Origin of the sequence: Pseudomonas soli, assembly GCF_021283165.2 — a bacterium.
Lineage (GTDB): Bacteria > Pseudomonadota > Gammaproteobacteria > Pseudomonadales > Pseudomonadaceae > Aquipseudomonas > Aquipseudomonas soli.
Window position 1 is genome coordinate 1,401,585 of sequence record NZ_CP128543.1, and the last position, 26,242, is coordinate 1,427,826.

Sequence of the window (26,242 nt, forward strand, 5' to 3'; positions counted from 1 at the left end):
TTTCTGGAGAGTGTATGAGCGGTTTCTTTCACGGCGTTACCGTAACGAACGTCGACACCGGTGCGCGCAACATTGCGCTGCCGTCGTCCTCGATCATCGGCCTGGTAGACACCTTCACCGAAGGTCCAGGCGCCACGGCCAAGGCCAATGACCTGGTGCTGATCACCAGCGAGCGCGAGGCGGTGTCAGCGTTCGGCGAGGGCGCGGCGATTACCAAGGCCTGCCGTGCCGTCTACACCCGCGCCAAGGCGGTCATCCTCGCGTGCGGCGTGGCCAAGGTCGAGGACGCCGCAGAGCAGACTTCGGCGATCATCGGCGGGACCAAGGCGGGCGGTCAGCGCACCGGCCTGCAGGCCCTGCTCGACGGCAAGAGCCGGTTCAACGCACAGCCACGGCTGCTGATCGCGCCCAAGCACAGCGCCACCCAGGCCGTCGGTACCGCCCTGGTGGCGCTGGCCGACAAGCTGCGCGGTATCGCCATCCTCGACGGACCGAATACCACCGACGAAGCGGCTACGGCCTATGCCGGCGAGTTCGGCGCCAAGCGCGCGTTCCTGGTCGATCCCGGCGTGCAGTACTGGGACACCGACGCAAGCACGACGGTGAATGCCCCCAGCTCGGCCTGGGTCGCCGGCCTGTTCGCCTGGACCGACCGCGAGTACGGCTTCTGGGCCTCGCCGTCGAACAAAGAGTTCGTCGGCATCACCGGCACCTCGCGACCGATCGAGTTCCTCGACGGCGACGAGACCTGCCGCGCCAACCTGCTGAACAACGCCAACATCGCCACGATCATCCGCGACGACGGCTACCGACTGTGGGGCAACCGCACGCTGTCCAGCGATCCGAAGTGGGCCTTCGTCACCCGCGTGCGGACCATGGACATCGTCATGGACGCGATCCTCTACGGCCATAAGTGGGCCGTCGACCGCTCGATCACGGCCACCTATGTCAAGGACGTGACCGAGGGCCTGCAGGCGTTCATGCGCGACCTGAAGAACCAGGGCGCGATCATCAACTTCGAGGTGTTCGCCGACCCCGAGCTGAACACCGCGAGCCAGCTGGAGCAGGGCAAGGTGTATTGGAACATCCGCTTCACCGATGTCCCGCCTGCCGAAAACCCTAACTTCCGTGTCGAGGTCACCAACCAGTGGCTGACCGAAGTCCTCGACGCCAACGCATAAGGAGCGAACCCCATGGCGATGATTCCCGAAACCCTGGCCAACCTGAACCTGTTCGTTGACGGCGTCAGCTTCCAGGGCGACGTGCCCAGCCTGACCCTGCCCAAGCTCACCCTGAAGATGGAAGAGCACCGCCCGGGCGGCATGGATATGCCGATCGAGATGGAGCAGGGCATGGAGAAGCAAGAAGCCGCCTTCACCACCACTGGCATTCGCCGGGAGGCGCTGAAGTTCTTCGGCCTGGCCGACGGCACCGCCTTCAACGGCACCTTCCGCGGCGCCTTCAAGGGCCTCAAGGGCAAGATCACCCCGGTGATCGTCACCCTGCGCGGCGCGCTGAAGGAGGTCGACATGGGCGACTGGAAGCCGGGCGACAAGGCCGAGATCAAGCACAACGTCGCCGTCACCTACTACAAGCTCGAAGTCGATGGCCGCCTGATCTACGAGATCGATGCGCTGGGCATGAAGCGCGTGATCGATGGCGTCGACCAGCTCGCCCAGCAACGCCAGGCCCTGGGCCTCTAACGCATTCTCAGACAAGGACAACACCCCATGAGCAAGAAAATCCCCGCTTACCTGCAGGTTGATGCCGACCGCGTCATCGTCACCTTGAGCAAGCCCGCCGAGTGCAATGGCGTGCAGGTGGACAAGCTGAGCTTGCGGGCGCCGACGGTGCGCGACATTCGTGCTGCACAGCAGCTCACCAACGGTAATGACGAGCAACGTGAACTGAACCTGTTCGCTTCGCTCGCTGAGGTCGGTGTGAAGGACCTGGAAGGCCTGACCCTGAAGGACTACACCCGCCTGCAGGCCGGCTATTTTCGCTTGGTGCAAGACGACGAACTTTGACCCGCTATCCCAGAAGCGGCTGGCCAAGCAGCTGGCGAAGGAGCTGGGTTTTTCGGCGGTCGAGATTTCGGCGATGTCGTGGATGGACATCGTCTGGTGGCTCACGGATTGAGCCTGCAGGAGGGTAGCGCATGGCAAAGCTGGCGATCGCGCTGGAAATCGGTGGGGCCGTTGCTGCGTCGCTTGGTTCGGCATTCGGCACTGCCAAGGGTCATATCAAAAAGCTCGAGGAGAGCGGCAGCCGCGCAAAGGTGTTGAAGAACACCATCGGCGAGACGATCAAGCTCCGGGAGGAATGGAAGAAGGCGCACGACAGCGGCTCGGCCGCAGCCTCCGGGTTGCTGCGGCGCCTCGATGGCAATCTCGCTGCGCTGAAGAAACAGGGCGTCGAGGTCGGCCGGCTGTCCAAGGAATACCAGCGACTCGGGCGCGAGGCAAAAGCTGCAGATCTGCAGCACAAAGGTCGGCAGCAGATCGATGCGGGTAAGTCGTCGCTCAAGTCCAACATCGGTGCCACGGTGGTCGGCGCCGGTCTGGCTGCGATCCCGACGAAGATCAGTGCGGATTATCAAGCGATCATCCGGGACATTGCGATCAAGTCGGATATCGCTAACAAGCCGCAAGAAACTTTGCTGAGCCAGTCGGTGCGCAGTGCTGCACGTGATAGCGGTATGACGCGCAACGATGTCGCGGATCTGGTGAACCAATTGGTCGGCGCCGGCATGGAGGTGGACAAGGCGCAGGCCTATGCACCTGTGGCCGCCAAGTTCGCCGTCGGTCAAGGCGCCTCGGGCGTCGACACGGCGTCGATGATCATGGCGTTGCAGCAGAACGCCAAGATCACCGACCCCAAGGTCATGCAGCAGGCGTTGGAGGCCATCGCGTACCAAGGCCAGGCGGGCAGCTTCGAAGCGTCCGACATGGCCAAGTGGTTCCCGCAGCTGCTGGCTGGCATGGAGAAGAGCGGCGTCACCGGGCTGGATGCGGTCACTTCGCTGGGCTCGATGCTGCAGGTGCAGATGAAGACCGCTGGCAGCGCCGATGAGGCGGCGAACAACTTCAAGAACTGGATTGAGAAGATCGGCGCCGGTGATATCCAGAAGAACTATGCAAAGGCCGGGATTGACTACCAGAAGTCGCTGAACACCGGGCTGCAAAAGGGCATGAACGTCATTGAGGCGTCCATGGGCCTGGCCATGCAGTACGTCGAGAAGACCGACCCGAAGAAGGCCCAGGCGATGAAGGACGCCCAGGCCAACATCGATAAGGAGGCTAACCCGGAGAAGGTCAAGGCGTCGCTCGAGGCGCTGGAAAGAAGCCTGCGCACCGGTGATGTGTTCGCCGACATGCAAGTCAAGGCGGCACTCACGGCCTATGCGCAGAACCGGGGGCTGTACAACACCCTCAAGGCCGATTCGGCTGATGCGAAAAAGGTAGGGGGCATCCTCGACAAGAACCTGGCCGAGCGTCGGGAAACGTCCAAGCAACAGTGGAGCGAGCTGGGCCAGGCCGTGGACGACTCGATGCGCAGCATTGGCGATGCGATCCGCCCGGCCACTGATCTGCTGGCGACAGGGCTGACCAAGACTGCTCATGGCATCACCTATCTGTCGGACAAGCTGCCTGGGTTGGTAATAGGCATTTCGGGCGTTGCTGCGGCGGTCATGGCGTTCCTCACGGCCCGCAGCGCGCTCAGGATCGGGCGTGGGGTGTTCAACCTCGCACGTGGCCGCAGGATGGGGCGTGGCGCCGGTGGCGAGGGGGAGATGCCGGAGACGGGCAATCCGGTGGTCGACGCAGGCCTCGGCGCGCTAGGCAAGGTGTTTGGTGCGGGTGCTGCGAACGATGATCGTGGTGGCCTCACGAGCGAGCCGCAGCGTGTGTTTGTCGTCAACGCCAAGGACCTCGGCGGGTTTGGCTCATCGGCCGGCGTGGGTGAGCCGGGTAGTCGACGGCGCCGCCGGCAGCGCAGGGGCCGGGGTGGGCCTACGCCGCGTCGATCTGCTCCTACGGGGGCTATCGGCCGAGTCGCTCGAGCAGGCGCTGCGACAGGTGTGGCGGCCGCAGGTGCTGCGACGGCTGCAGCCGAGGTCGGGCGCATAGGCCGGATGATGGGCGCAGTCGGCAAGGTGTCGAAGGTGGTCGGCAGGCTCCCAGGCGGGAAGGTGCTCGATGCGGGCATGACCGTGGTCGAGACGGCCATGAACGCGAAAACCCAGGACGAGAAGGCCGAGGGCTACGGCAGTGCGGCGGGTGGGTTAGCCGGCGCGCTGGCGGGCGGTGCTGCAGGTGCGGCGCTCGGTTCTGTTGTGCCGGTGTTGGGCACGGCGATTGGTGGTGCCATCGGCGCTGCGATCGGCGGCCTCGGCGGTGAAGGCCTGGGCGGCTGGCTGGGCAAGAAGCTGTTCGGCGAGGACGAGCAGGTGGCGAAGGCCGACAAGGACAAAGCCGCGCCAGGGGATGTCGCGCGATCGATCGCCGCCGCAGCGCCCGCTCCCACGGCGCCCGTCGTGGCCCAGGCGCTCGAGCAGGCCAAGCCGAAAGCAGACCCGCCCAAGGTCGACCAGCAGTTCTCCTACATGCCCAACATGCCGATCACGGTTCAGGGTGACGTCAAGGATCCGCAGCAGGTGTTCCGCTCGCTCGAGGGGATGATCCGCAATAGCTGGGAAACCTGGTCACGGGAAAGCCTGGCGCGCCAGGCCGCTGGTCAGCTCTTCGATCAACCTCACGTTTAAGGAGGTGCCATGGCCTACATGGCGTCCATGCAATCGACGCTGTCGTCGTTGATTGCGGCGGGGGAGGCTGGCCGTACCAGCCTCGACGGTATGCTCGGCCCGCTGACCGGTGCTGTCGGTGACATGACCGGAGCCGCTTCGGAGCTTGAGGGGCTGCCAGTCCTTGGCCCGGCCCTCGGCCAGAAGCTGCAGCGCACGATGCGAGCCATCAACGCGGCCCAGTCCTCGGTGGGGCAGGTCGCATCAACCTATAGCCAGGTGGTTAGCGGAGCGGCAGCGGTGCAAGACCGCATCGGCTCCCTGAAGGAGCAGGCCGGCAGGGCCTCGGCGGCGATCAGCCGCATCGCTGGGCAGGCAAGCCCTACGCTGGCCAACATCCTGCCGACCAGTGCGCTCGCGCCGCTGGCCACGCCGGCAGCTGATGCCATCAAGCCTTTCCCGCACCTGCTGATTCTGCAGCCGCTCGATGCCAAGCAGCAGCCGTACTACTTCAACTTGGATACTGCGGCTTTCGACGAACTGCGCCGCCAGACGTCGGCGCGCTGGGCCGGCCAAGAGCGCCTGACGCGAACCATTGCGCAGCAGGCGGTCGGGCAGGGCGAGGACAAGATCACGCTCAAGGGGGTGATCTTCACCAGCAGGGGCGGGATCAAGCAGCTGGATGCGCTGCGCACGATCGTCCGCCGGCTGCAGCCGGTCAGCCTGGTGACCGGTTACGGCGACGTGCTGGGCACCTGGTGTTTGACCAGCCTGGACGAAGAGCAAGGCGCGCTGCTGGCCGGCGGCATTCCGCGCAAGCAGGGTTTCTCACTGGAGTTCGTGAGTTATGGCAATGACATGCAGAACGTCTGACGGGGATCTGCTGGACACGCTGTGCTACCAGCATTACGGGCACCTCAACGGCACCGTCGAGCTGGTGCTGCAGGAGAACCCTGGGTTGGCGGATGAGCCGCAGCCCTACCGCGCCGGGGTGATCATCGTGCTCCCCGAGCTGGCAGCGCCGTCGATCGAGACCATCGAGCTGTGGGGATGACCCACCGCCACACACCGAGCCCCGCCCAGTGCGGGGCTCTTTCATTCTGGAGGGGCTATGCAACCCACTTTCCGCATCGTCGCTGATGGCAGGGACATCACGACGCTGATCAACGACCGGTTGATCCTACTGAGAACCACCGACAAGCCCGGCATGGACTCCGACGAGTTCGAGCTGCGAATTGATGACCGCGACGCCGCGGTGGCGCTGCCCGCCCGAGGCGCCCGGATCGAGGTCCACCTGGGCTACGTTGGCCAGCCGTTGGCTCGCTTGGGCCGATACACCGTCGACGAGATCGAGGTCTCGGCGCCGCCCCGCACCATGGTGATCCGTGGCAAGGCCAGCGACATGCGCGGCACCGGCAAGACCACACGCAGTGGCAGTTGGGAAGGCGTGCCCCTGTCTCAGATCGTCCGCGACATCGCCGCGCGCAATGGCTGGACGCCGGTCTGCCCAGTGCAGACGAAGGTTGATCGCGTCGACCAGCGCAACGAATCCGACTTCAACTTCATCACCCGCCTGGCCAAGCAGTACGACTGCACGGCGAAGGTGGCCGACGGCAAGCTGCTGGTCATGCCCCGCGAAGCCAGCCTGAGTGCCAGCGGCAAAGCCTTTGGCACGGTCACCATCACTCCGGCGGACGTGAGTCGGTGGCAGTTCCGACTTGGCGATCGCAACGCGCAGGCGGCGGTGAAGACAACGCACCAGGACAAGAACACTGGAGCGCTGGCCGTCATCGAGCTGAGCAACGAGGACGCACCTACCGGCCTGCCAGGCGTGCACACCGATCGACACATCTACCCGAACAAGTCGGCCGCCCAGCAGGCGGCCAAAGCCAAGCTCGCGGCATTCAACCGCAGCACGGCCGGCGTGCGCCTGCAGATGGCTGGGCGAACTGATCTCTTCGCTGAGCGGGTAATCAACGCCCAGGGCTTCAAGGATGGGCTGGATGGGCAGTACCTGGTCGACAGCGTTGAGCAGACGTTCGATGCCTCGGGCTGGTCCACCGCGGTGGAGTGCAACGGCGGGAAGAAGGGCAAGGCCAAGGCCAAGGCCAAAGGCAAGGGCAAGAAATCGAAATCCGACAAGCCACTGAAGGTGGTCGCAGTCAACCCGGCCTGAGCGGCCATAACAGGAGATTTAAGATGACAGTCACTCTCAAGCAGCTGCAGCAGATCCTTCCCAACGCCGGCACTCAAGCCGGCGTTTTTCTTCCTGTCTTGAACGCGGCGATGGTGAAGTGGGGGATCGTCACTCCCTTTCGCAAGCGTGCTTGGCTCGCCCAGGTCGGCCACGAATCTGGCCAGCTGCGTTACGTCCGCGAGCTGGGCAGCGATCAGTACCTGAGCAGGTACGACACCGGCAAGCTCGCCGCCCGCCTGGGCAACACGCCCGAGGCCGACGGTGACGGCCAGAAGTACCGCGGCCGAGGCCTGATTCAGATCACTGGCCACGACAACTACAAGTGCTGCGGCGAGGCCCTGGGCCTGAACCTGCTGGCCCACCCGGAACTCCTCGAGCGCCCCGAGCATGCTGCTGACTCGGCCGGGTGGTTCTGGCACCAGGCGGGCCTTAACTCGCTGGCCGACAAGGGGCCGTCGGCGTTCGAAGCCATCACGCGCCGCATTAACGGCGGCCTGAATGGCCTGGAGGATCGCTTGGCGATCTACAGGCGCGCCGAGCAGGTGCTGATCTGATGTCGCTCGGTGCGCGATGGGTGCTGCTGTCCCTTGTGTTCGGCGCTGCCGTGGGGGCGCGCCTAGCCTGGGCGTGGCAGGCCGATGAGCTCGAGACACAGGCGGCGGGGTATGAGCGGCAGCTCGCGGAGAAGGACTTGGCGCACAGCCGAGAGCGAGAGGCTGCTGTCGGCGCTGCCCTCGATCAGTTGCAGATCCAGCAGGCGGCCAGGAGAGCTCTGGAAGACCGCCTGCAGCTGCAGGACAAAACACACTGGAAGGAGATGAACGATGCCCAACAAGCTCAGGCTCGCCTGCGCGACCGGCTTGCTACTGCTGACTTGCGGTTGTCAGTCCTGGTCGACGCCGGAACCGTTGCCGCCCAGGGTTGTGACGGTGGGGTGCGAGCGCCCGCCAGCACCGGAGGCGTGGTGGCTGGAGCGCTACGCACCCAACTTGACCCAGCGCATGCTCGACGAATTATCGGCATCACAGATGAAGGCGATAGAGGAATAATACGTTTGCGAGCATGCCAAGATTATGTGCGGGCGATACTATCTCGCTAGGGATATAAAAGAGTGGTATGAATTGTAAATACCGTAGGCGAAAAGCGCCAAGGACGCTGCACCTGCAGTGATTGCTATGTATCGAAATAAGTCTGCAAATCGCTCGTGCCACTTTCCGTCGGTATCGTAAAGTGATTGGGATATGTACGTTGTTCCGGATGAAATGCCCGAGCAAAGTGCGGCAACTACGAAGATCGTCAGGGATAAAGCAAATTCTGGAATTTTGCTTTGGTTAGATTCTGATAATTTTCCAATAAATGCCAGAAGTGCTACTGCGGCACCTCCGTTTAGGAGTAAAGTTGTTTTTATCGCGTTTTGCCCGCTCGCGATAATTGATTTAAATGACTCAAGGCTGGCAGAGTTATTGTGCTTTTCAATTTCAATATTTTTCTGGAGGTCTGCCTTGAATCGCTCGATTTGAATAGCATCGGATTCGGCCGGGTTTGATTGAATGAAATGATCTAATGCTGAGGTTAGGGTCTCGCACTGAATAGATTCTTGCCCTTTCTCTGAAAGCTCCTGGATCTCAGCTCTAAGTTTCGCTGCAAAATCTCTCGCGCTCATAATCCAAATCCATTTTTTAAAAGTTGAAAAAGGGGCGAGCCGGCTGGATGCGCCAACATCCAGCCAGACCCGCCAAACCCGCAGACCCTTCCTGCAAGTCCAGCCGCGGCCCCTGCCTTGTGCACAAAGCGTGGCGAGCCTATCACCTGTTTATCCATACAGTAAAGACTTGCTAAACTATGACCTCTCCTATCATCCCCTGGATGGGCGGCAAACGCCGCCTGGCCGACCGCTTGATCCCCCTCTTTCCCCCTCATGAATGCTATGTCGAAGTCTTCGCTGGCGGTGCCGCGTTGTACTTCATGCGTCCCCAAGCCGCTCCGGTGGAGGTGCTCAACGACCTCAACGGCGACCTGGTGACGCTGTACCGGGTGGTGCAGAACCACCTCGAGGAGTTCGTTCGCCAGTTCAAGTGGGCGCTCAGCTCGCGCCAGATCTTCGAGTGGCAGAAGATGACCCGCCCCGAGACGCTAACCGACATCCAGCGTGCAGCCCGTTTCTTCTACCTGCAGCAGCACGCCTTCGGCGGCAAGGTCACCGGGCAGACGTTCGGTACCGCCACCACCGGGCCGGCCATCAACCTGCTGCGCATCGAGGAGAACCTCTCGGCCGCATGGCAGCGCCTGGCCGGCACCTACGTCGAAAACCTGTCCTGGCACGATTGTGCCGAGCGCTATGATCGAGCGCACACGTTCTTCTACATGGACCCGCCTTACTGGCAGACCGCCGGCTACGGCGTCGACTTCCCGTTCAAGGAGTACGAGCGCATGGCTGACTTCATGCGGAGCTGCAAGGGCAGGGTGATGGTTAGCATCAACGACCACCCGGAAATCCGGCGGGCGTTCGAAGGCTTCCACTTTGAATACCTGGACATCCGCTACAGCAACACCAACCAGCGGCAGGGAAAGGCCGATGTTACTGGTGAGCTGGTGATCATGAATTGGCAGCCCGAAGGGCTCGGGCAGTTGTTCTAAGCAACAAGCATTTGCGCAAGTCTGACCAGCTCAATCGCCAACACTAATACAAGTTGTGCAACAACAATCAGGCTCATAATAAACTCCAGGTTAAGCGAGTCCGCCCAACGCTGCTGTGAGCGCTGGGTGTGACTTGCGGTTGATCTGAGAGGGTGAATTTAAACTGCAAAAAATAGGTGCTGTCAACTGGGCGGTAGAAATAATTGCCAGTCGCGCAGCAGTCACTGCTGAGGCTGGAAGGCCCGTGCTGCTTAGCGTTTATGTGTTTTTACGTTTTTGCGCAAAAGCGTTTTTGTTCATTTGAATATGCGGTGAATGTTGGTTTGTTGCGATGTCGATTTGTTGTTTTCACGAATTCGTGAATTCTTTAATTGTTGAATTCGTTAAATCAATAATTCGTTATGCTAAGCATTTTGTTCGTGTTGATTCCTCTGGTCCCTACGACGAAGCTTTCTGTTTCGGTGCGCCGGTGCATTCCGTTTTCAATTCTGTTTTGAATGATTAGTTCGGGTGGTTATGAGTTTGATAGGATCGTTATTCGAATGCTGCATGCGACCACAAATTTCACGCCCACCTGACCTCTAGAGATACGGGGATAGCGGTGGGGCGGCTCATCCGTCAGTTATAGCCCGTACCAGATCTTCACCCTGATTACGCACATTCCCTACCTGCTTACTGACCGCGTGCCACTTGAAGACGCCTGCTGGTCGGCAACCTGAGGTGACGATTTCTGCAGTGCGTTTGATCGAGGTGTCTGGGTTGATCCATTCACGAGCTAACTCAGGGCTCAGCACCAGGGGCTTGCGGTCGTGTATATCGACGAGGCCTTGGTCAGCTGCTGCGGTGATGATCACAAAGCCATTGCGCTCGTCTGGCTCGAGCCCCGGGTGGACTTCAGCCAGCGCCGCGAAGAACAGCGGGGCCTCGTCCGCAGCCTGGATGTAGTAAGGCTGCTTGCGCTTCGGGTCCGCAGGATCGGGTATCCACTCGAACCAGCCATTGGCCGGCGCCAAGGCTCGGCCATTCGGCCAAAGCGATTTGAAGAACTTCCCCGTCATCACCGTCTCGGCCCGCGCATTGATCGGGTCGGGCCGCTTCCCCTTCGCCCAGAATGGCGACCACCCCCATTTCACTCAATCGACGCTCAACCCTCCAGGCACTGGCCTTATCAGCTCTACACGGGTAGAAGGCGCCACGTTGTACCGGTTGATCCGCTCATGGTCGTACCCGTTGATGACCACCAGATCGAGAGCCAACTGCCGCAGGTAGTCGTCCATGCTCTCGTAGATCGAGTACCTCCCGCACATAACCACCTCGCTCGTTTGTCGGCTGCCTTGCGTCCGCGCATTGACGTCAGAATGGGCTGACAGTTTACTGTATGAATATACAGCCATTCATTTGAGTTGATCTGCCATGACCATCACCTTCCTGGGCGCGCCGACGGGCGGCCCTGCGCTGCTGCCGGTGTATTCGTTCCGTGTGCCGGCCGGGTTCCCTTCGCCGGCGGCGGATCACCTGGAGCGCCATATCTCCCTCGACGAGCTGTTCGACCTGCGTGCCCCGCATGTGTACCTGGTGCAGGTGGAGGGCGACAGCATGCAGGGCGCCGGGATCTTCTCGGGCGACCTTCTTATCGTAGACCGCAGCAAAGAGGCCGAGCACGGCGACATCGTCATCGCTGCGATCAACGCCGAGCCCGTGTGCAAGCGCCTGTACCGGCGCGACGGCGTGCTGATTCTGCAATCGGAGAATCCCGCCTACCCGCCGCGGCACGTCATGGAAGGCGACGACCTGGTAATCTGGGGTGTGGTTCGCTACAGCGTGCGCGACCATGCCCAGTGACCAGGTGTTCGCGCTGATCGACTGCAACTCGTTCTACGCGAGCTGCGAGCGCGTGTTCCGGCCGGATCTGGCCAAAACGCCCATCGTGGTGCTGAGCAACAACGACGGCTGTGTGATCGCCAGGTCATACGACGCCAAGCCGTACGTGAAGATGGGCGAGCCCTATTTCCAGGCCAAGGAGAAGCTGCGGCGGCATGGCATCGTGGCGTTCTCGTCCAACTATGCGCTGTATGGCGACATGAGCGAGCGGGTCATGTCGCTGATTGAGTCGATGGTGCCGGCGGCTGAGGTCTATTCGATCGATGAATGCTTCGCTGACCTGACTGGCGTGCAGGGAAGCCTGACCCAGTTCGGCCGGGAGGTGCGCGCCAAGGTGCTGCGCTGTACTGGCATCCCCGTCGGTGTAGGGATCGCCCGCACCAAGACTCTGGCAAAGCTCGCCAATCACACCGCGAAGCGCCTGCAGGCGCATACGGGTGGGGTGGTCGATATCACCGAAGACTTCAAGCGCGACTGGGTGCTGCGCAACACGGAGGTGAAAGAGGTGTGGGGCATTGGCCGGCGAATGACGGCGCACCTCGAGGCAATGGGCATCCACACGGCTATGGACCTGGCGAAGGCAGACCCGCGGATGCTGCGCGACAAGTTCAGCGTGGTGGTGGAAAAGACCGCCCGCGAGCTCGCCGGCACACCCTGCCTCGAGCTGGATGAAGCAGACCCGCCGAAGCAGGAGATCTGCTGCAGTCGGATGTTTGGCAAGCGGCTGACGGAGCTGGCGCCGATCAAGCAGGCGGTGGCCACCTACACGGCGCGAGCGGCGGAGAAGCTGCGTGCCCAGGGATCGGTATGCAAGCGCATGCGTGTCAGCATTCGTACCGGGATGTTCAATCCAGATGAAGCTAAGTATGCCAAGGGCGCCTTGGTCGAACTGCCATATCCAACCAATGACACGCTGCTGCTCACCAGGGCCGCCACCGAAGCGGCAGCGCAGGTCTACCGCTCGGGTTTCCGCTATAGCAAGGCCGAGGTTCTGCTAATGGATCTGCGTCAGCCGGGGGAGTTCAGCGATGATCTGTTCGCCGTGACGCAGCCGGCAGCTTGCGATCGGTTGATGTCGATGCTGGACGAAATCAACGGCAAGTACGGTCGAGGGACGATGCGTACGGCCAGCGTCCCCGACACCCCTGACTGGGGGATGCGGCGTGAGATGATGAGTCGTTCGTACACCACGCGGATCGATCAGCTATGGCGAGTCCGGTAGGAAGGCAGTCCAGATCATGGGGCAAAAAGGGGGCAAACTGAGCGCCATTCCATGCCCCTCTATGCCATTTGAACTATTCACCGGCAGGTAGAGAAAAGCGCCCAAGCCCTTTGCGTATGGGGCTTGGGCGCATTTTCTCGTCAATACTCCAGCACAATCGGGGTGTGTGCGGAGAGATCAGACATTCAGGGCCTTACAGCGGGTGGTCTGGTGGCAAATTTCGAAACCGTCAATGGTACAGGCTTTTTTCGGTGGGCGCAGGTTGGATGGGGGGGGCAAATCTGCGCGGGCTGTCAGGCGTTGACCTCAGCCCGGTTGGCCGAAGAACTGGTTGAGGAGAATCAGTTCCATGATCACCACCAGCACGCAGAACATCACGAAACCTCGGCTAAAGACCCGTCGTGGCCGTTCAAGGGACGGCCAGTCCTGGATATTCAGGGCCGCCATCAACGCAATGATCAACCCGACAAGCAGGCAGGTGGGCCAGCGGCGTCGCGGCGAAAGGTCCATGCCGTTTTCCGATCCATGGTGAGAAAGCGCGACGATAGCGATGGCCCGGGGAGAGGGGCAACCTTTGTTTTGCGCTTGCCTGGCCATTGCATTTGCGCTGCCACGGATGCATTATGCGCATTATGCAAAAACGCAACGTAGCCTCCGTACTCAGAGAACTGCTCGCCCGCCACGGCCTGTCCCCCACAGAGCTGCATCGGCGCACGGGCGTGCCTCAATCCACCCTGTCGCGGATTCTCAGCGAGAAGATCGTCGATCCTTCGGACAAGCATGTCTCGAAGATCGCCGAGTACTTCGGCGTGAGCACCGACCAGTTGCGCGGCCGTGTCGAACTGGGCGAATCCCGTGACGCGGCCCCTCTCACTCAAGGCCATGCGGCCCTGAGCGACATTAGCTTGTGGGACGATGAAACACCCGTCGAGGACGACGAGGTGTCCGTGCCTTTTCTTCGTGAGGTCGAGTTGGCAGCAGGATCAGGAAGATTCGTCATCGAGGAAAGCGAGAATGCTCGCTTGCGTTTCGGCAAACGCAGCCTGCGCCACAATGGCGTGCAGTTTGACCATGCCAAGTGCGTGACGGTGCGTGGCAACAGCATGTTGCCGGTGCTGCGCGACGGCGCCACGGTCGGGGTCAACACCGGAAAATGTACCATCGGTGACATCATCGACGGTGACCTTTATGCCATCAACCACAACGGCCAGTTGCGGGTGAAGCAGGTGTACCGCCTGCCTACCGGCATTCGCCTGCGCAGCTTCAACCGCGACGAACACCCTGACGAGGACTACAGCTTCCAGCAAATGCAGGAAGAACAGATCAGCCTCCTCGGGCATGTCTTCTGGTGGGGCATGTACGCTCGTTGATACCGACCATCGATAAAAACCCGCCTCGGCGGGTTTTTTTTCGCCCTCAGAAAAGCCCTACACACCGCATCCGGTAAGGCCTTCATGCATTTCGGCAAATTCCAATGCATAAATATTTCTGAAAATGCATTGACTGCATATGCATACATGCATAATCTGTGTCTCAAGCCGGTCAGCAACCGGTTGTTACACAGGCAGCGATGAACAGGCCTCGACTGTTCAGAGGGTTGGCAACTGGCCCGGGTGTGCAGCGTAAAGCACCACGATCAGTTATCCGGCGGGCAGGCGGCCGCGGTCGGAGTCACCAATTTGAAGCGCAACCGCACGGCGTCACCAGTCGTGGCCGGCGGTTAGACAGCGCATTACTGGAAAGCCTGCGACGCGGGCTTTCTGGAATGCCGAGTCAAACGATAAACAACGCCCCGCCAGCATGCCGCTGGCGGGCATCACACAGGAGACAGGACAGTGACGAACGAGCAACAGACGTTGCTGGAAATGCCGCTCTGGCTGGTGATCGTCCTGGCATTGCTGGGCGGTCTTTCCGGCGAGATGTGGCGCGCCGACAAGGCTGGCGCCCGCGGCTGGGGGCTGCTCAGGCGGCTGGCGCTGCGCTCCGGGGCCTGCATGGTCTGCGGGGTGTCGACGGTCATGCTGCTCTACGCCAGTGGCATGTCGATCTGGAGTGCCAGCGCCTTCGGCTGCCTTACCGCCATGGCCGGCGCCGACGTGGCCATCGGCCTTTACGAGCGCTGGGCCGCTCGGCGGCTGGGGTTGGACGAGCAGCCTGCAACCGTGCGCCAGGATGAAGAATGAACGCGTTAACAAGGAAGAGTGGCGATGTTCAACGAGTTTCGCTGCGGTAAATGCAACCGCTTGCTGGCACGCATCGGCGGACCGGCGCTGGTCCAGATCAAGTGTTCGCGGTGCGCGACCTTGAACCACATGAAGGCCACGGGCCTCGACAACGTGCCGACGAGCGATCAGGACGGGCCGCAGAGCCCGGCTCCCCTTCAATCGATTCAGTAGGAGAAACACCATGGCAGGTCGTACCCGCATTCCTTTCAACGGCGTCGGTACTTCGGTGCTGCCCGCTTACCAGACCCTGTCGGCAGGCCAGTACCTGCTATCGCCCAACCAGCGCTTCAAGCTGCTGCTGCAGGGCGATGGCAATTTGGTGATCCAAGATGGTGGCGCCACCGTCTGGGTCGCCAATGAACAGCAACCCTTCAGCTCGACCATTCCCCTGCGCAACAAGAAAGCCCCGATGGCCTTCTACGTGCAGTACGGCGCGTTCCTCGACGACTACTCGCGACGTCGGGTGTGGCTGACTGACAACAGCACCTTCACCAGCAAAGACCAGTGGAACCGTACCCACCTGGTGCTGCAAGACGACGGCAATATCGTGCTGGTCGACTCGCTGGCGCTGTGGAACGGTACGCCTGCCATCCCGCTGGTGCCTGGCGCGATCGACTCGCTGCTGCTGGCACCTGGCTCCGAGCTGGTACAGGGCGTGGTGTACGGCGCGGGCGCCAGCAAGTTGGTGTTCCAGGGTGACGGTAATCTCGTGGCCTATGGCCCGAACGGCGCGGCCACCTGGAACGCCGGTACCCAAGGCAAGGGCGCGGTGCGCGCGGTGTTCCAGGGTGACGGCAACCTGGTGGTTTACGGTGCCGGCAACGCGGTGCTGTGGCATTCGCACACCGGCGGCCATGCCAGCGCGGTGCTGCGCCTGCAGGCCAACGGCAGCATCGCCATTCTCGACGAGAAACCGGTGTGGGCGCGCTTCGGCTTCCAGCCGACCTATCGCCATATCCGCAAGATCAACCCTGACCAGAAGCCGATCGACATCTGGACCTGGCACTTCTGAGTCGCGTGCCGGGCCTTTGCGGGCCCGGCCTTCGCCGAACCGATCGTTCAAGGAGCACGCGCATGAGCGAACTGGCCCAGTTGTACGCGGCCGTCACCACCATCCTGCGGGCGGCGTTGCCGGCCTTCGCCACGGTCGCCACGGAGGGCGACGACATTACCGAGCCGCCCCTGCCGGCCTTGGTGCATGGCGTGTTGCGCATGCGTGGCGACGAGGCGTTGCGTGACGGTCGCTCATTGCTGATGGCGACCTTCGAGGCCCGCGTCACCGCCCAGGGCACCCCCGCGCAGGCACGGACGCAGGCCGGTGTGCTGGCGGCGCAGATGATCGATGTGCTGCGCCAGCAATCCTGGGGGCTCGATTACGTAGAGGGCGCACGGGACATCTTCGCCGAAGCCGAGGGCTCCACCTGGCGGGTGCAATGGGAACAACCCATCCTGTTGGGCACTGTCCAGTGGCCTTGGCCCGACCAGCCGGCGAGCAGTCTGATGCTGGGATTTGCCCCGGACACCGGGCCCGGCAACCAGGACAAATACCTGTCACCGGAGGATCTGGCATGAGCTACGCCAGTGCCATGCACGACCGCATGCTGGCCAGCCTGGTGATCCCCTGTCGGGTGGTCGCGGTCGACTTGGCCGCAGCCCGGGTGCGGGTGTCCGACGGCGGCGGCTGGACCAGCGCCTGGGTGCGCTGGCATGCCCAGGCTGCCGGCAAGGCCCGCCACTGGCGAGTACCGAGCCTGGACGAGCAGGGGGTGCTGATCAGCGCCAGCGGCGAACCAGCACTGGGCACCTTCGTCCCGGGGTTATACGGCAATGCCGGCACGGCGCCGGACAACCGCGACCATGTCGAGGTCTGGCGCTTCGACGACGGCGGCTCGCTGATCTACGACTGGCAGGCCAAGCGCTATGACATCCAGCTGCCCAGCGGCCAGGCCACGGTCAAGGTCGGCGCCAGCACCGTGGTGGTCAGCGACAAAGCCATCACCCTCGACGCTGCGTCGATCACCCTGACCGGCACGGTCGCCATCAATGGCCCGCTGACGGTCAGCGGTGACATCAACGGCGGTGGCCGGATCATCGATACGGCCGGCAACACCGCCAATCACAAGCACTGAACAAGGATCTGATCAGACCATGAAAAAATTCAAACCCACTCTAGTCGCGCTCACCCTGCTGTGTAGCGTCATGGCTCCCGCTGCCTGGGCGGTAACTGCCCAGTCGTGGAACCTGGCCCGGGACATGTACATCGCGACGCAGAATGCAGCACCCGATTCGCCCTGGTCGTTCATGCAGAACAAGACCGCCGTCAATGCCGCGGCCAACTACACCCCGATGCCGACCTTCGTTGCAGACTCCTGCAGCGGCGCCAACGTCACCTGCTGGCGGGACGATGCAACGGGTGCCTACGTGAGTGTTATCAAGAAGAGTTTCACGTTCACCGGCTCTGGTGGCAGTTTCGTCTTCAAGCAAGGTGAGGTGGCGACCCATCCGGGAGCCGAAAGCCAGAGCATCGTGCGCTGGGCCAGCCCGATCGCCGGCAAGATCAACGTGCTTGGCCGTGTGAACGACCTGCACAACGCTTGTGGCGATGGCATCACATGGTCACTCAATCTCGGGGACAGCGTGTTGCAGTCGGGCAATCTGGCCAACGGCGGCAGCGCTGTCATCAAGGCAAGCGACGTCGAGGTGTCCACCACCTCGATGCTCTATCTGGTGATTGACAGGAAGGTCAGCAATGCGTGTGACGCTACCAGTCTGGATTTGCTGGTTACCAACTGACTCCCGCGGCGGGCATGCAGTCAATGCGCCGCCCGCGCACCAGATCCTGCGGTCCGGTAGCTGTTGCGTGAAGGCCGTGTGGTTTCTGGACAGCCCAAGGCCGCAACTGGCCTTCTCATCAAGGAGAACACTATGCCTACCTTTCCACGGGCCATGCCCGTGACCGACGGTGCGTCATGATCGGCATGGACCGCCGCACGGGATTGCCCCTGTCGGGCGTGGCCCACCTGCGTCAATCCATCGAAGACATCCTCACCACGCCGCTGGGCAGCCGGCGCATGCGCCCGGAGTACGGCAGCCAGCTGCGCCGCTACGTCGACCTGCCGGTCAACGAAGGCTGGAAGAGCGCAGTGCAGGCCGAAGTGGCCCGCGCCCTGGGGCGTTGGGAGCCGCGCCTGAAGCTGGAGCGGGTCAAGGTCGTAGCCGTGCTCGACGGCCAGGTCAGCCTGGCCCTGAGCGGCCGTTATCTAGGCGATGACGCCCTGGTGGAGGTGACTGTATGAGCCAGGTCGACCTGTCGAAATTGCCCGTTCCTCAACTGCTCGAAGATCTCGACTTCGAGGCTCTGTATCTGGAGGACCTTGCCAGCTTTCGCGCCCATATGGGCAATCGCTGGACCGCCAAACTAGAAAGCGATCCAGTGATCAAGCTGCTGGAGGTTGGCGCTTACCGCAAGTTGCTCAATCGGGCGCGGGTCAACGACGCGGCCAAGGCTTTGCTGTTGGCCTACGCCAAGGAAGGCGACCTCGACCAGCTGGCAGCCAATGTCAGCCTGCAACGCCTGGTTATCCGGGCCGCGAACCCGAACACGATCCCGCCGACCGAGCTCCTCCTCGAGTCCGACGACGCGCTACGCGAAAGGGTGCAACTGGTATACGAGGGGCTGACCACGGCCGGCCCGCGCAACAGTTACATCCTCCATGCCCGCAACGCCTCGGGACGGGTCGCCGACGCCACCGCCGAAAGCCCGTCGCCTGCGGTGGTAGACGTCACGGTACTGAGTCTGGACGGTAATGGTATGGCCGGCCCGCCACTGCTGGCGCAAGTCGCCAACTACCTCAACGACGACGATATCCGCCCGGTTGCTGATCGGGTCAACGTGCGCAGTGCAGAGATCTTGCCCTATCGCGTCGAGGCGGTGCTGCACATGGCTGACAGTGGCCCGGAGTACGAAACGATACTCGACGAATGCCGACGGCGCCTGGAGCTGTGGGTCAACCCACGGCGACGATTGGGCGTCGAGGTAGCCCGCTCCGGTGTCGACGCACAGTTGCACATCGAGGGCGTGAGCCGGGTCGAACTGGTGAACTGGACCGATATTCGCCCCACCAAGGCACAAGCAGCCTGGTGCACCGGCATCGACCTCAAGCGCGGTGGCTGACATGGATACGCTCTTGCCGCTCAACCATACGCCACTGGAATACGCTCTGCAGGCGGCTGCAGACGAAGACCTCAAGGTCAGCCTGCGTACCCTCTACAACCCGGATACCTGCCCGGCGCACCTGTTGTACCAGCTGGCCTGGGCCTGGTCGGTGGATCGCTGGGACGACCGCTGGAGCGAGTCGATCAAACGCTCGGTGATCCGCTCGGCGTTCTTCGTCCACGCCCACAAGGGCACCCTCGGCGCTCTCAGGCGGGTGGTCGAGCCGTTCGGCTACCTGATCGAAGTCGAGGAGTGGTGGCAGACGCAGCCTGCCGGGGTGCCAGGAACATTTGCCTTGAAACTCGGGGTAACTGACGCCGGCATCAGCGAAGAAACATACAACGAACTGTCGTCGCAGATCGACGATGCCCGACCGGTCAGCCGCCACCTGACCGGCCTGGTGATCAGCCTCGAAAGCCGTGGCGCCTTCTACCTGGGCTGCGCGTTGCAGGACGGCGATGAACTCGACGTCTACCCACCGGCGCCCCCTGACCTCATCGTCAGCGGTGCGATCGGACGCGGTGGCCGGGAACACACAATCGATACCTTGGACATTGCACATGGTTGACCAGAATTCACAGTTCTACGCCATCCTCACCAAAGTGGGCGCGGCAAAGCAGGCCAACGCGGATGCCTTGGGCATTCCGTGGAAAATCACCCAGATGGGGGTGGGCGACGCCAATGGCCTCGACCCCACGCCTAATGCCACCCAGACCAGCCTGATCAACGAATGGCGTCGCGCACCGCTGAATCAGCTCAAGGTGGACGACAAGGACAGTTCGGTGATCGTCGCCGAGCAGGTCATCCCCGCAGAAGTAGGAGGGCGTTGGATCCGCGAAGTCGCGTTGTACGACGCTGACGGCGACATGGTCGCCGTGGCCAACTGCGCACCCACCTACAAACCGCTGCTTAGCCAGGGCTCGGGCCGTACCCAGGTGGTACGCCTGAACCTGATCGTCAGCACCGCCAGCCTGGTACAGCTGAAGATCGATCCTGCGGTTGTCCTCGCTACCCGTGAATGGGTCACTGAGGAGCTGGCCAGGCAGGACTTCAAGTATTCGGTGCAGGCTGCCACCACCGGTCCCATCACTTTGAATGGGTTGCAGACCATTGATGGGGTCGCGCTGCTGGCTGGGGCCCGGGTACTGGTGAAAAATCAGGCAGCAGCCAAGGACAACGGCTTGTACCAGGTCGGTGCAAGTGCCTGGGTTCGCAGCAGCGATGCCAATACCGATGCCAAGGTCACACCTGGCTTGCTGGTGCTGGTGGAGAAGGGCACGGTCAATGGCGACAGCGGTTGGCAGCTGGTCACCGATGCAACGATCACATTGGGTGTGACGGCCCTGGCGTTCGAGATGGCGTTTGGCCGCACTGGTGTAGCTGAGGGTACGTATCGGAGCGTGCAGGTCGATAAGTATGGTCGTGTGGTTTCGGCGGGCAATCCGACCACCGTGGCGGATTACGGCATCACCGACGCCTATACCAAGAACGAAGTCTTCACCCGGGCGGAAACCTCGAATGCCGTAGCGCAGGCGGTTGCGGCCCTGGTTGGTTCGGCACCGGCCGCGCTGGACCAGCTCAACGAACTGGCGGCCGCGATCGGCAACGATCCGAACTTTGCTGCCACGATGGTCAACGAGCTGTCGAAGAAGGCCACCATCGAGCAGGTCAATGCCATTGCTGGCCTGACTGCCGGCCATGTCGCCCACTTCGCGATGAGCGTGCCACCAGCGGGTTGGCTGAAGCGTAACGGTGCTGCGGTTTCGCGCGTGACCTATGCGCGCTTGTTCGCGGTCATCGGTACCCAGTTTGGCGCCGGTGATGGCTCGACGACGTTCAACCTGCCTGACGACCGTGGCTATTTCGACCGTGGTTGGTCGGACGGCCGCAATGTTGACCCTGGTCGGGCGTTGTTCACCGACCAGGCCAGCCAGAACCTCGAGCACGCCCACTCCGGGGCCACTTCGGCCGCAGGCGCCCACGCGCACGTGTCCCTGCTGGTGAGAGAACGTATCGCTGCGGCAATGGTCACCAGTGGCGGTAACGCCGTGCTCGGTGATGAGATGGGCGATGGCGTGAACGCAGTCAACACCGACACGGCGCCGGCCCATGCCCACAGCTTCGTCACCAGCGTCAGCGGCGGCAACGAATCCAGGCCGTTCAACCGGGCCTATCTGGCCTGTATCAAATATTGAGAGTGCCCATGACCGATCAAATCAATCAAGGCGCAGTGGCTGCGGTGCAGTTCTACCAAGCTGTCGCCGCCGCTTGGTGGCAACAGGCCGGTGTCGTTGCCCCCCTGGTGTGCAACGTCGACCCTGCCAGTGGTGAGTTTCTCGGAGCCTGCGCGGCCGATCCCAGCCCGCTCGAACCCGGAATCTGGCTGATACCGGCCCATAGCTATTCCATACAACCGCCTGAGTTGAAGGCCGGTTTCGCCGCCATCGTCACGCAAGACGGCAAGCACTGGGACCAAGTGGTCGATCATCGAGGCGTAACGGTGTATCGCACCGCCGACGGTGAGGCGCAGGCCTGGTCCAGGCTGGGCGAGCTGCCTGAAGACTTCACGCTGCAAGCACCGACCTCGGACTTCGACATCTGGAACGGCAGTGCCTGGGTTATCGACCACGTGGCCAGAGGCAAGGCGCTACGCCAATCGGGCGCCCACAAGCAGGCACTGTTGGTCCGATATGCCACGCTGCGCATTTCCACCTTGCAGGACGCCGTTGCGCTGGAAATGGCAACAGATGCCGAAGCAACGGCGTTGACAGCCTGGAAACGCTACCGGATCGAACTGAACCGGTTGGACCTCTCGGACACAGCGCCAACTGCCGAAAGTTGGCCGTCCTGCCCTGACGAGACGGCGGCTGCCGACTGGCTGATCAGCCAAGGCTTCGAAGAAGTCGCCTAAATCTGAGCGCCCGCAGCGCCGGGTGTTTTCCTACACCGATCCACCCCTTCCAGGCCCTGCACGCGCAGGGCCTTTTCACACCTGAACCTGGAGCAAACCTACATGAGTGGATTCTTCCACGGCGTCACCGTGACCAATGTCGACACGGGTGCCCGCAACATCGCGTTGCCTTCGTCCTCGATCATCGGCCTGATCGATACCTTCACCGAAGGCCCGGGCGTCACCGCAAAGGCCAATGATCTGATGCTCATCACCAGCGAGCGCGAAGCAGTGGCTGCGTTCGGTGGCAATGCCGCCATCACCAAGGCCTGCCGCGCCGTCTTCGCTCGCGCCAAGGCGGTTATCGTCGCCTGTGGCGTGGCCAAGCTGGATGACACCGCCGAACAGATCTCGGCGATCATCGGTACCGTCGGTATCAACGGCAAGCGTACCGGCCTGCAAGCGTTGCTCGATGGCAAGAGCCGATTCAACGCTCAGCCGCGCTTGCTGATAGTACCGGGCTACAGCTCGGTCGACACCATCGCCACAGCCCTGGTGACCCTGGCCGACAAACTGCGTGGGATCGCCATCCTGGATGGTCCCAACACCACCGAAGAGCAAGTGCTTGCCTACGCCAAGCAGTTTGGCGCCAAGCGGGCCTTCATGGTCGACCCCGGCGTGCGCTATTGGGACAACGAGGCCCAGGCCACCGTCGATGCACCGGCGTCGGCCTGGGTCGCCGGCCTGTTCGCCTACACCGACCGTGAGTACGGCTTCTGGGCCTCGCCGTCGAACAAGGAGTTCGTCGGCATCACCGGCACCACCCGCGCCGTGGAGTTCCTCGATGGCGACGACACCTGCCGCGCCAACCTGCTGAACAACGCCAACATCGCCACCATCATCCGCGACGACGGCTTCCGCCTGTGGGGCAACCGCACCCTGTCGAGCGACCCGAAATGGGCCTTCGTCACCCGCGTGCGCACCATGGACATCGTCATGGACGCGATCCTCTACGGCCACAAGTGGGCGGTCGACCGTTCCATCACCGCCACCTACGTCAAGGACGTCACCGAGGGCCTGCAGGCCTTCATGCGCGATCTGAAGAACCAGGGCGCGATCATCAACTTCGAGGTCTTCGCCGATCCGGAGCTGAACACCGCCAGCCAGCTGGAGCAGGGCAAGGTGTACTGGAACATCCGCTTCACCGATGTGCCGCCTGCCGAAAACCCCAATTTCCGCGTCGAAGTCACCAACCAGTGGCTGACCGAAGTCCTCGATTCCGCCGCTTAAGGAGCGCACCTACATGGCAATGATTCCCGAAACACTGGCCAACCTGAACCTGTTCGTCGATGGCGTCAGCTTCCAGGGCGACGTGCCCAGCCTGACCCTGCCCAAGCTCACCCTGAAGATGGAAGAGCACCGCCCCGGCGGCATGGACATGCCGGTCGAGATGGACCAGGGCATGGAGAAGCAAGAAGCCGCCTTCACCACCACCGGCGTGCGCCGCGAGTCGCTGAAGTTCTTCGGCCTGGCCGACGGCACCGCCTTCAACGGCACCTTCCGCGGTGCCTTCAAGGGCCTCAAGGGCAAGATCAACCCGGTCATCGTCACCCTGCGCGGTTCGCTGAAAGAGATCGACATGGGCGACTGGAAGTCCGGCGACAAGGCTGAAATCAAGCACAGCGTCGCCGTTACCTACTACAAGCTCGAAGTCGATGGCCGCCTGGTCTACGAAATCGACGCCCTGGGCATGAAGCGGGTGATCGACGGTGTCGACCAGCTGGCCGCCCAGCGCGCCGCCCTGGGTCTTTAAGGAGAACGCTCGATGGCTCAAGCGAAGAAACTGCCGCAATGGCTGACCGTCAACGCCGAGCGCGTGACCGTGCGCCTGTCGCGCCCCAGCGAAACCAATGGCGTGCAGGTCGATAGCCTGTCTCTACGCGCGCCGACCGTGCGAGACATCCGCAACGCACAGGCTGGTGGCGTGGCTGACGACGAGCAGCGCGAACTGAACTTGTTCGCTTCACTCGCCGAGGTTGGCGTCAAGGACCTCGAGGGCCTGGCCCTGAAGGATTACAGCCGCCTGCAGACGGGCTACTTTCGCCTGGTGCAGGACGACGAGGTTTGACCCTGCGCGGCAGAAGGCCGCCGCCAGGCGGCTGGCCAAGGAGCTGAACTTTTCTGCCAGTGAGATCATGACCATGTCGTTCAGCGACATGGTCTGGTGGCTGGCGGATTGAAAGGGGAGACACGGATGGCGAACAGATCAACGACAGCGCTTGGCGCAGTCGGTGTAACCGTCCCGGAACATGCGGGGTCGTTGGAAGGGCTACCTGGCCGCACGGTACCCATGAGAGAGCTGGGAAGGACTCAGCGGCTTGCCGAAGTCGGCGGCGGGGGAAGCACTGCCCCGCCCCCGCAAGGGGCGATGGCGCTACAGGGCGAGGATACGCAGGCCGAGTCCTTGAAAGTACAGCAACAGCAGGTCGGGCTGCTTCAGCAGCACAAGGCACTTCTGGAGCGCTCCCAGGGCGCCCGGTCGACCCAGCCGGGGCCTGAGTTACTGCCCCTGGTCGGCCAGGCGGCGCGCGATGTCGCCTCGTCGCTCCTGATCGCGGGCGGTGGTTACCTGGCGGCGAAGGGAGTCGCACAGGCTCAGGCGGCGATTGGCAAGGCTCGAAATGGGCTGGTCGGCTCGACTGACAGCAATGGACAACCTGGCGCCGCCCAGGGCAGCGCATCTGTCCGTCCGGGTACCCTGTACCTGCCAGCCTTGGTCATTGGCAGTACCGATGGTGCGCCAGGCAGCGAGGATTACCCGCTTGGCGCGGACGCGATGCCGGCCCCGCTGCCGCGGAGTGATGGACCAGGGCGTTGGGCGCAGGCGCTACAGGCCGGGAAGTCGGCTACCGGCATGGCTGGGCTGGATGCGTTGACGAAGTTGGTGTTTACGGCGACCACGGCTTCCACTCCGGAGCAGAGGGGGGAGGGGGAGGGTGCCGCCGCCGGTGGTTTCCTGGGGGCCGTGTCAGGGGCCATATTGGGCGCGGGCCTCAAGCTGGGCGCCCCTACGGCCTCGATGATGCTCGGCTTTGCCGGCGACAAGGTTGGCGGTGTGGTGGGCAAGGAGCTGATGGCCAGGCCCGACAGCGCAGCGCACAGTGCTTCCGTGGCGGGCGTAGGCAACGGGCAGTCGACGCCGTCAGCAGACGCTGCGCCGCCATCGGCGTCGAGTACATCGTGGGGCACCTTGGCCAGCGCCCTGGGGATAGGCGTGGGGGCTGCAGCCTACAAGCATCGTGGCCGTTTACGCCGTCCCGGACGTGGGGTTGGTCTGGACGAACCTTATCCGCTAGGGGCGGATGCCGGACCGTCACCTTCCGGTATCAATCCACCACCTGGGCGTTGGGCCAGGCTGACGGGAGCTTTCAAGGCGGCTGGCAAGCTGCCTTGGCTGGAGGCCGGGGTAAAGGGGGCATACACCTATGCCACGGCCAAGACGCCCGAGGAGAAGGGGGCGGGTTATGGTGGTGCGATTGGCGGAGCGGTGGGTACGGTGCTGGGGGGGATGCTTCTCAGTGGCGTTGTCGGTCCGCCAGTTGCGATGCTGATCGGCAACATGGTTGGCGACAAGATCGGTGGTGTGATCGGGGGATGGGCTGGAAAGACATTCTTTAGCGCCTCTGACGAACTTCGCAAGAGTCCCCGGCAAGCAATTTCCCTGGGCGATCCGCGGCAGATCACCCTCGCTCCGAAGGGCGAGGTGCTCGATGGGCAGGTCGGCACACGGATTGCCAGACAATTACTGGCGCCATCGCAGGTGGCGCATTCCAAGCCTCGGGCGGCAGTCGATGCGCGCCCCGCTGGTGGTGTCGAGGTGCCGCTGGCGATAGGGCCTGGAGTGCTGATTGGTGCACCTGTGGGCAAGTATTTCTCCGAGCGCGCCGCCGAGTTCAAACCTCAGGAAACCAGCGTACCTGCTGGGCCGCTGGCGCTGCCCGATGCAGGGCCGCGCCCGGTGCATAGCCAAGGCTTGGCCACGCAGCCCGTCAGCCAGCAGCTCACGTTCACCGCGAACATGCCTATCACCGTGCAGGGCAGCGTGGACGCACCCAACCAGCTCACCCAGCAACTCGAAGAGGCGGTCCGACGTGTCATGCAGGACCTGCAAAGGCAGGCCTACAACGCACAGCTGGCCGATCATCCCAATCCATTCTGACAGGAGGATCC

Annotated in this window: 30 protein-coding genes and 1 pseudogene; 28 read left to right on the forward strand and 3 right to left on the reverse strand. The window is 62.6% G+C overall.

The window, feature by feature from the left end; genetic code table 11:
- Window positions 1-14: 14 nt before the first annotated feature.
- The 9 genes from LU688_RS06440 (at window position 15) to LU688_RS27895 (ending at window position 7,990) form a co-directional block, all read left to right on the forward strand.
- Window positions 15-1,181, forward strand: coding sequence for a phage tail sheath subtilisin-like domain-containing protein (locus LU688_RS06440; RefSeq protein WP_232888074.1), 1,167 nt, complete (start codon window positions 15-17; stop codon window positions 1,179-1,181).
- A 12-nt stretch (window positions 1,182-1,193) separates the two neighbouring features.
- Window positions 1,194-1,703: a phage major tail tube protein gene (locus LU688_RS06445; protein WP_232888073.1), complete on the forward strand. Its 510-nt coding sequence runs from the start codon at window positions 1,194-1,196 to the stop codon at window positions 1,701-1,703.
- Window positions 1,704-1,730: 27 nt separating this feature from the next.
- The gene (locus LU688_RS06450; RefSeq protein ID WP_232888072.1) at window positions 1,731-2,027 is read left to right on the forward strand and encodes a phage tail assembly protein; all 297 of its coding nucleotides are present in this window, start codon (window positions 1,731-1,733) and stop codon (window positions 2,025-2,027) included.
- Window positions 2,028-2,158: 131 nt separating this feature from the next.
- Complete coding sequence (locus LU688_RS06455) at window positions 2,159-4,765, forward strand: phage tail tape measure protein (RefSeq protein ID WP_232888071.1); 2,607 nt, start codon at window positions 2,159-2,161, stop codon at window positions 4,763-4,765.
- Between the two features lie 9 nt (window positions 4,766-4,774).
- A complete protein-coding gene (locus LU688_RS06460; RefSeq protein WP_232888070.1) occupies window positions 4,775-5,617 on the forward strand; it encodes a phage tail protein in 843 nt (280 codons plus the stop codon).
- Window positions 5,592-5,798, forward strand: a complete 207-nt coding sequence (locus LU688_RS06465) for a tail protein X (RefSeq protein WP_186713635.1) — start codon at window positions 5,592-5,594, stop codon at window positions 5,796-5,798. Before LU688_RS06460 ends, LU688_RS06465 begins: the two co-directional genes overlap by 26 nt.
- A 57-nt stretch (window positions 5,799-5,855) precedes the next feature.
- Window positions 5,856-6,920: a phage late control D family protein gene (locus tag LU688_RS06470; RefSeq protein ID WP_232888069.1), complete on the forward strand. Its 1,065-nt coding sequence runs from the start codon at window positions 5,856-5,858 to the stop codon at window positions 6,918-6,920.
- A gap of 23 nt (window positions 6,921-6,943) precedes the next feature.
- On the forward strand, window positions 6,944-7,495 hold the full coding sequence (locus LU688_RS06475) for a glycoside hydrolase family 19 protein (RefSeq protein ID WP_232888068.1): 552 nt from the start codon (window positions 6,944-6,946) through the stop codon (window positions 7,493-7,495).
- 270 nt (window positions 7,496-7,765) lie between these two features.
- On the forward strand, window positions 7,766-7,990 hold the full coding sequence (locus LU688_RS27895) for a hypothetical protein (protein WP_434784945.1): 225 nt from the start codon (window positions 7,766-7,768) through the stop codon (window positions 7,988-7,990).
- Window positions 7,991-8,028: 38 nt separating this feature from the next.
- Here LU688_RS27895 and LU688_RS06485 read toward each other — a convergent pair whose 3' ends face one another.
- Entirely contained in the window at window positions 8,029-8,604 is a 576-nt protein-coding gene (locus tag LU688_RS06485) for a hypothetical protein (RefSeq protein ID WP_232888066.1), read from the reverse strand.
- 179 nt (window positions 8,605-8,783) lie between these two features.
- Here LU688_RS06485 and LU688_RS06490 point away from each other — a divergent pair, with 179 nt between their 5' ends.
- The gene (locus LU688_RS06490; protein ID WP_232888065.1) at window positions 8,784-9,578 is read left to right on the forward strand and encodes a DNA adenine methylase; all 795 of its coding nucleotides are present in this window, start codon (window positions 8,784-8,786) and stop codon (window positions 9,576-9,578) included.
- A 611-nt stretch (window positions 9,579-10,189) separates the two neighbouring features.
- Here the strand turns inward: LU688_RS06490 and LU688_RS06495 are convergent.
- Window positions 10,190-10,885, reverse strand: a pseudogene (locus tag LU688_RS06495) (SOS response-associated peptidase family protein).
- A gap of 106 nt (window positions 10,886-10,991) precedes the next feature.
- Here LU688_RS06495 and LU688_RS06500 point away from each other — a divergent pair.
- Together LU688_RS06500 and umuC are read left to right on the forward strand one after the other, a co-directional pair.
- On the forward strand, window positions 10,992-11,420 hold the full coding sequence (locus LU688_RS06500; protein ID WP_050704511.1) for a LexA family protein: 429 nt from the start codon (window positions 10,992-10,994) through the stop codon (window positions 11,418-11,420).
- A complete protein-coding gene (gene umuC / locus LU688_RS06505) occupies window positions 11,410-12,681 on the forward strand; it encodes a translesion error-prone DNA polymerase V subunit UmuC (protein WP_232888064.1) in 1,272 nt (423 codons plus the stop codon). Before LU688_RS06500 ends, umuC begins: the two co-directional genes overlap by 11 nt.
- A gap of 306 nt (window positions 12,682-12,987) precedes the next feature.
- Here umuC and LU688_RS06510 read toward each other — a convergent pair whose 3' ends face one another.
- On the reverse strand, window positions 12,988-13,191 hold the full coding sequence (locus LU688_RS06510) for a hypothetical protein (protein WP_094010115.1): 204 nt from the start codon (window positions 13,189-13,191) through the stop codon (window positions 12,988-12,990).
- Between the two features lie 113 nt (window positions 13,192-13,304).
- On the opposite strand from LU688_RS06510, the gene LU688_RS06515 reads away from it, so the two are divergent.
- The 16 genes from LU688_RS06515 to LU688_RS06590 all read left to right on the forward strand — a co-directional run bounded on the left by LU688_RS06515 (window position 13,305) and on the right by LU688_RS06590 (window position 26,231).
- Window positions 13,305-14,051: a LexA family transcriptional regulator gene (locus tag LU688_RS06515; RefSeq protein WP_046856822.1), complete on the forward strand. Its 747-nt coding sequence runs from the start codon at window positions 13,305-13,307 to the stop codon at window positions 14,049-14,051.
- Between the two features lie 465 nt (window positions 14,052-14,516).
- Window positions 14,517-14,864, forward strand: coding sequence for a phage holin family protein (locus LU688_RS06520; protein WP_038705571.1), 348 nt, complete (start codon window positions 14,517-14,519; stop codon window positions 14,862-14,864).
- A 24-nt stretch (window positions 14,865-14,888) separates the two neighbouring features.
- Window positions 14,889-15,077 carry a Com family DNA-binding transcriptional regulator gene (locus LU688_RS06525; RefSeq protein ID WP_023631957.1) on the forward strand — a complete coding sequence of 63 codons (189 nt, stop codon included), beginning with the start codon at window positions 14,889-14,891 and terminating at the stop codon, window positions 15,075-15,077.
- A gap of 10 nt (window positions 15,078-15,087) precedes the next feature.
- Window positions 15,088-15,918, forward strand: a complete 831-nt coding sequence (locus tag LU688_RS06530; protein ID WP_232888063.1) for a putidacin L1 family lectin-like bacteriocin — start codon at window positions 15,088-15,090, stop codon at window positions 15,916-15,918.
- A 62-nt stretch (window positions 15,919-15,980) separates the two neighbouring features.
- Window positions 15,981-16,478 (forward strand): hypothetical protein, encoded by a 498-nt coding sequence (locus LU688_RS06535; RefSeq protein WP_094010114.1) that lies wholly within the window; start codon window positions 15,981-15,983, stop codon window positions 16,476-16,478.
- Complete coding sequence (locus tag LU688_RS06540) at window positions 16,475-17,035, forward strand: phage baseplate assembly protein V (RefSeq protein ID WP_038705573.1); 561 nt, start codon at window positions 16,475-16,477, stop codon at window positions 17,033-17,035. Before LU688_RS06535 ends, LU688_RS06540 begins: the two co-directional genes overlap by 4 nt.
- Before the next feature lie 19 nt (window positions 17,036-17,054).
- Window positions 17,055-17,699: a hypothetical protein gene (locus LU688_RS06545; protein WP_094010113.1), complete on the forward strand. Its 645-nt coding sequence runs from the start codon at window positions 17,055-17,057 to the stop codon at window positions 17,697-17,699.
- A gap of 176 nt (window positions 17,700-17,875) precedes the next feature.
- A complete protein-coding gene (locus tag LU688_RS06550; RefSeq protein WP_094010112.1) occupies window positions 17,876-18,202 on the forward strand; it encodes a GPW/gp25 family protein in 327 nt (108 codons plus the stop codon).
- Window positions 18,199-19,080 (forward strand): baseplate assembly protein, encoded by an 882-nt coding sequence (locus LU688_RS06555; protein ID WP_094010111.1) that lies wholly within the window; start codon window positions 18,199-18,201, stop codon window positions 19,078-19,080. Before LU688_RS06550 ends, LU688_RS06555 begins: the two co-directional genes overlap by 4 nt.
- Window position 19,081: 1 nt before the next feature.
- Window positions 19,082-19,690, forward strand: coding sequence for a phage tail protein I (locus LU688_RS06560; protein WP_094010110.1), 609 nt, complete (start codon window positions 19,082-19,084; stop codon window positions 19,688-19,690).
- Window positions 19,683-21,317 carry a phage tail-collar fiber domain-containing protein gene (locus tag LU688_RS06565; RefSeq protein WP_094010109.1) on the forward strand — a complete coding sequence of 545 codons (1,635 nt, stop codon included), beginning with the start codon at window positions 19,683-19,685 and terminating at the stop codon, window positions 21,315-21,317. Before LU688_RS06560 ends, LU688_RS06565 begins: the two co-directional genes overlap by 8 nt.
- Window positions 21,318-21,325: 8 nt before the next feature.
- The gene (locus tag LU688_RS06570) at window positions 21,326-22,033 is read left to right on the forward strand and encodes a tail fiber assembly protein (RefSeq protein ID WP_094010108.1); all 708 of its coding nucleotides are present in this window, start codon (window positions 21,326-21,328) and stop codon (window positions 22,031-22,033) included.
- Between the two features lie 102 nt (window positions 22,034-22,135).
- Window positions 22,136-23,302, forward strand: coding sequence for a phage tail sheath subtilisin-like domain-containing protein (locus tag LU688_RS06575; protein ID WP_232888062.1), 1,167 nt, complete (start codon window positions 22,136-22,138; stop codon window positions 23,300-23,302).
- Between the two features lie 13 nt (window positions 23,303-23,315).
- The gene (locus LU688_RS06580; protein ID WP_023628885.1) at window positions 23,316-23,825 is read left to right on the forward strand and encodes a phage major tail tube protein; all 510 of its coding nucleotides are present in this window, start codon (window positions 23,316-23,318) and stop codon (window positions 23,823-23,825) included.
- A gap of 12 nt (window positions 23,826-23,837) precedes the next feature.
- Window positions 23,838-24,140 (forward strand): phage tail assembly protein, encoded by a 303-nt coding sequence (locus LU688_RS06585; RefSeq protein ID WP_094010106.1) that lies wholly within the window; start codon window positions 23,838-23,840, stop codon window positions 24,138-24,140.
- Window positions 24,141-24,476: 336 nt separating this feature from the next.
- On the forward strand, window positions 24,477-26,231 hold the full coding sequence (locus LU688_RS06590; protein ID WP_143067512.1) for a hypothetical protein: 1,755 nt from the start codon (window positions 24,477-24,479) through the stop codon (window positions 26,229-26,231).
- Window positions 26,232-26,242: the final 11 nt, after the last annotated feature.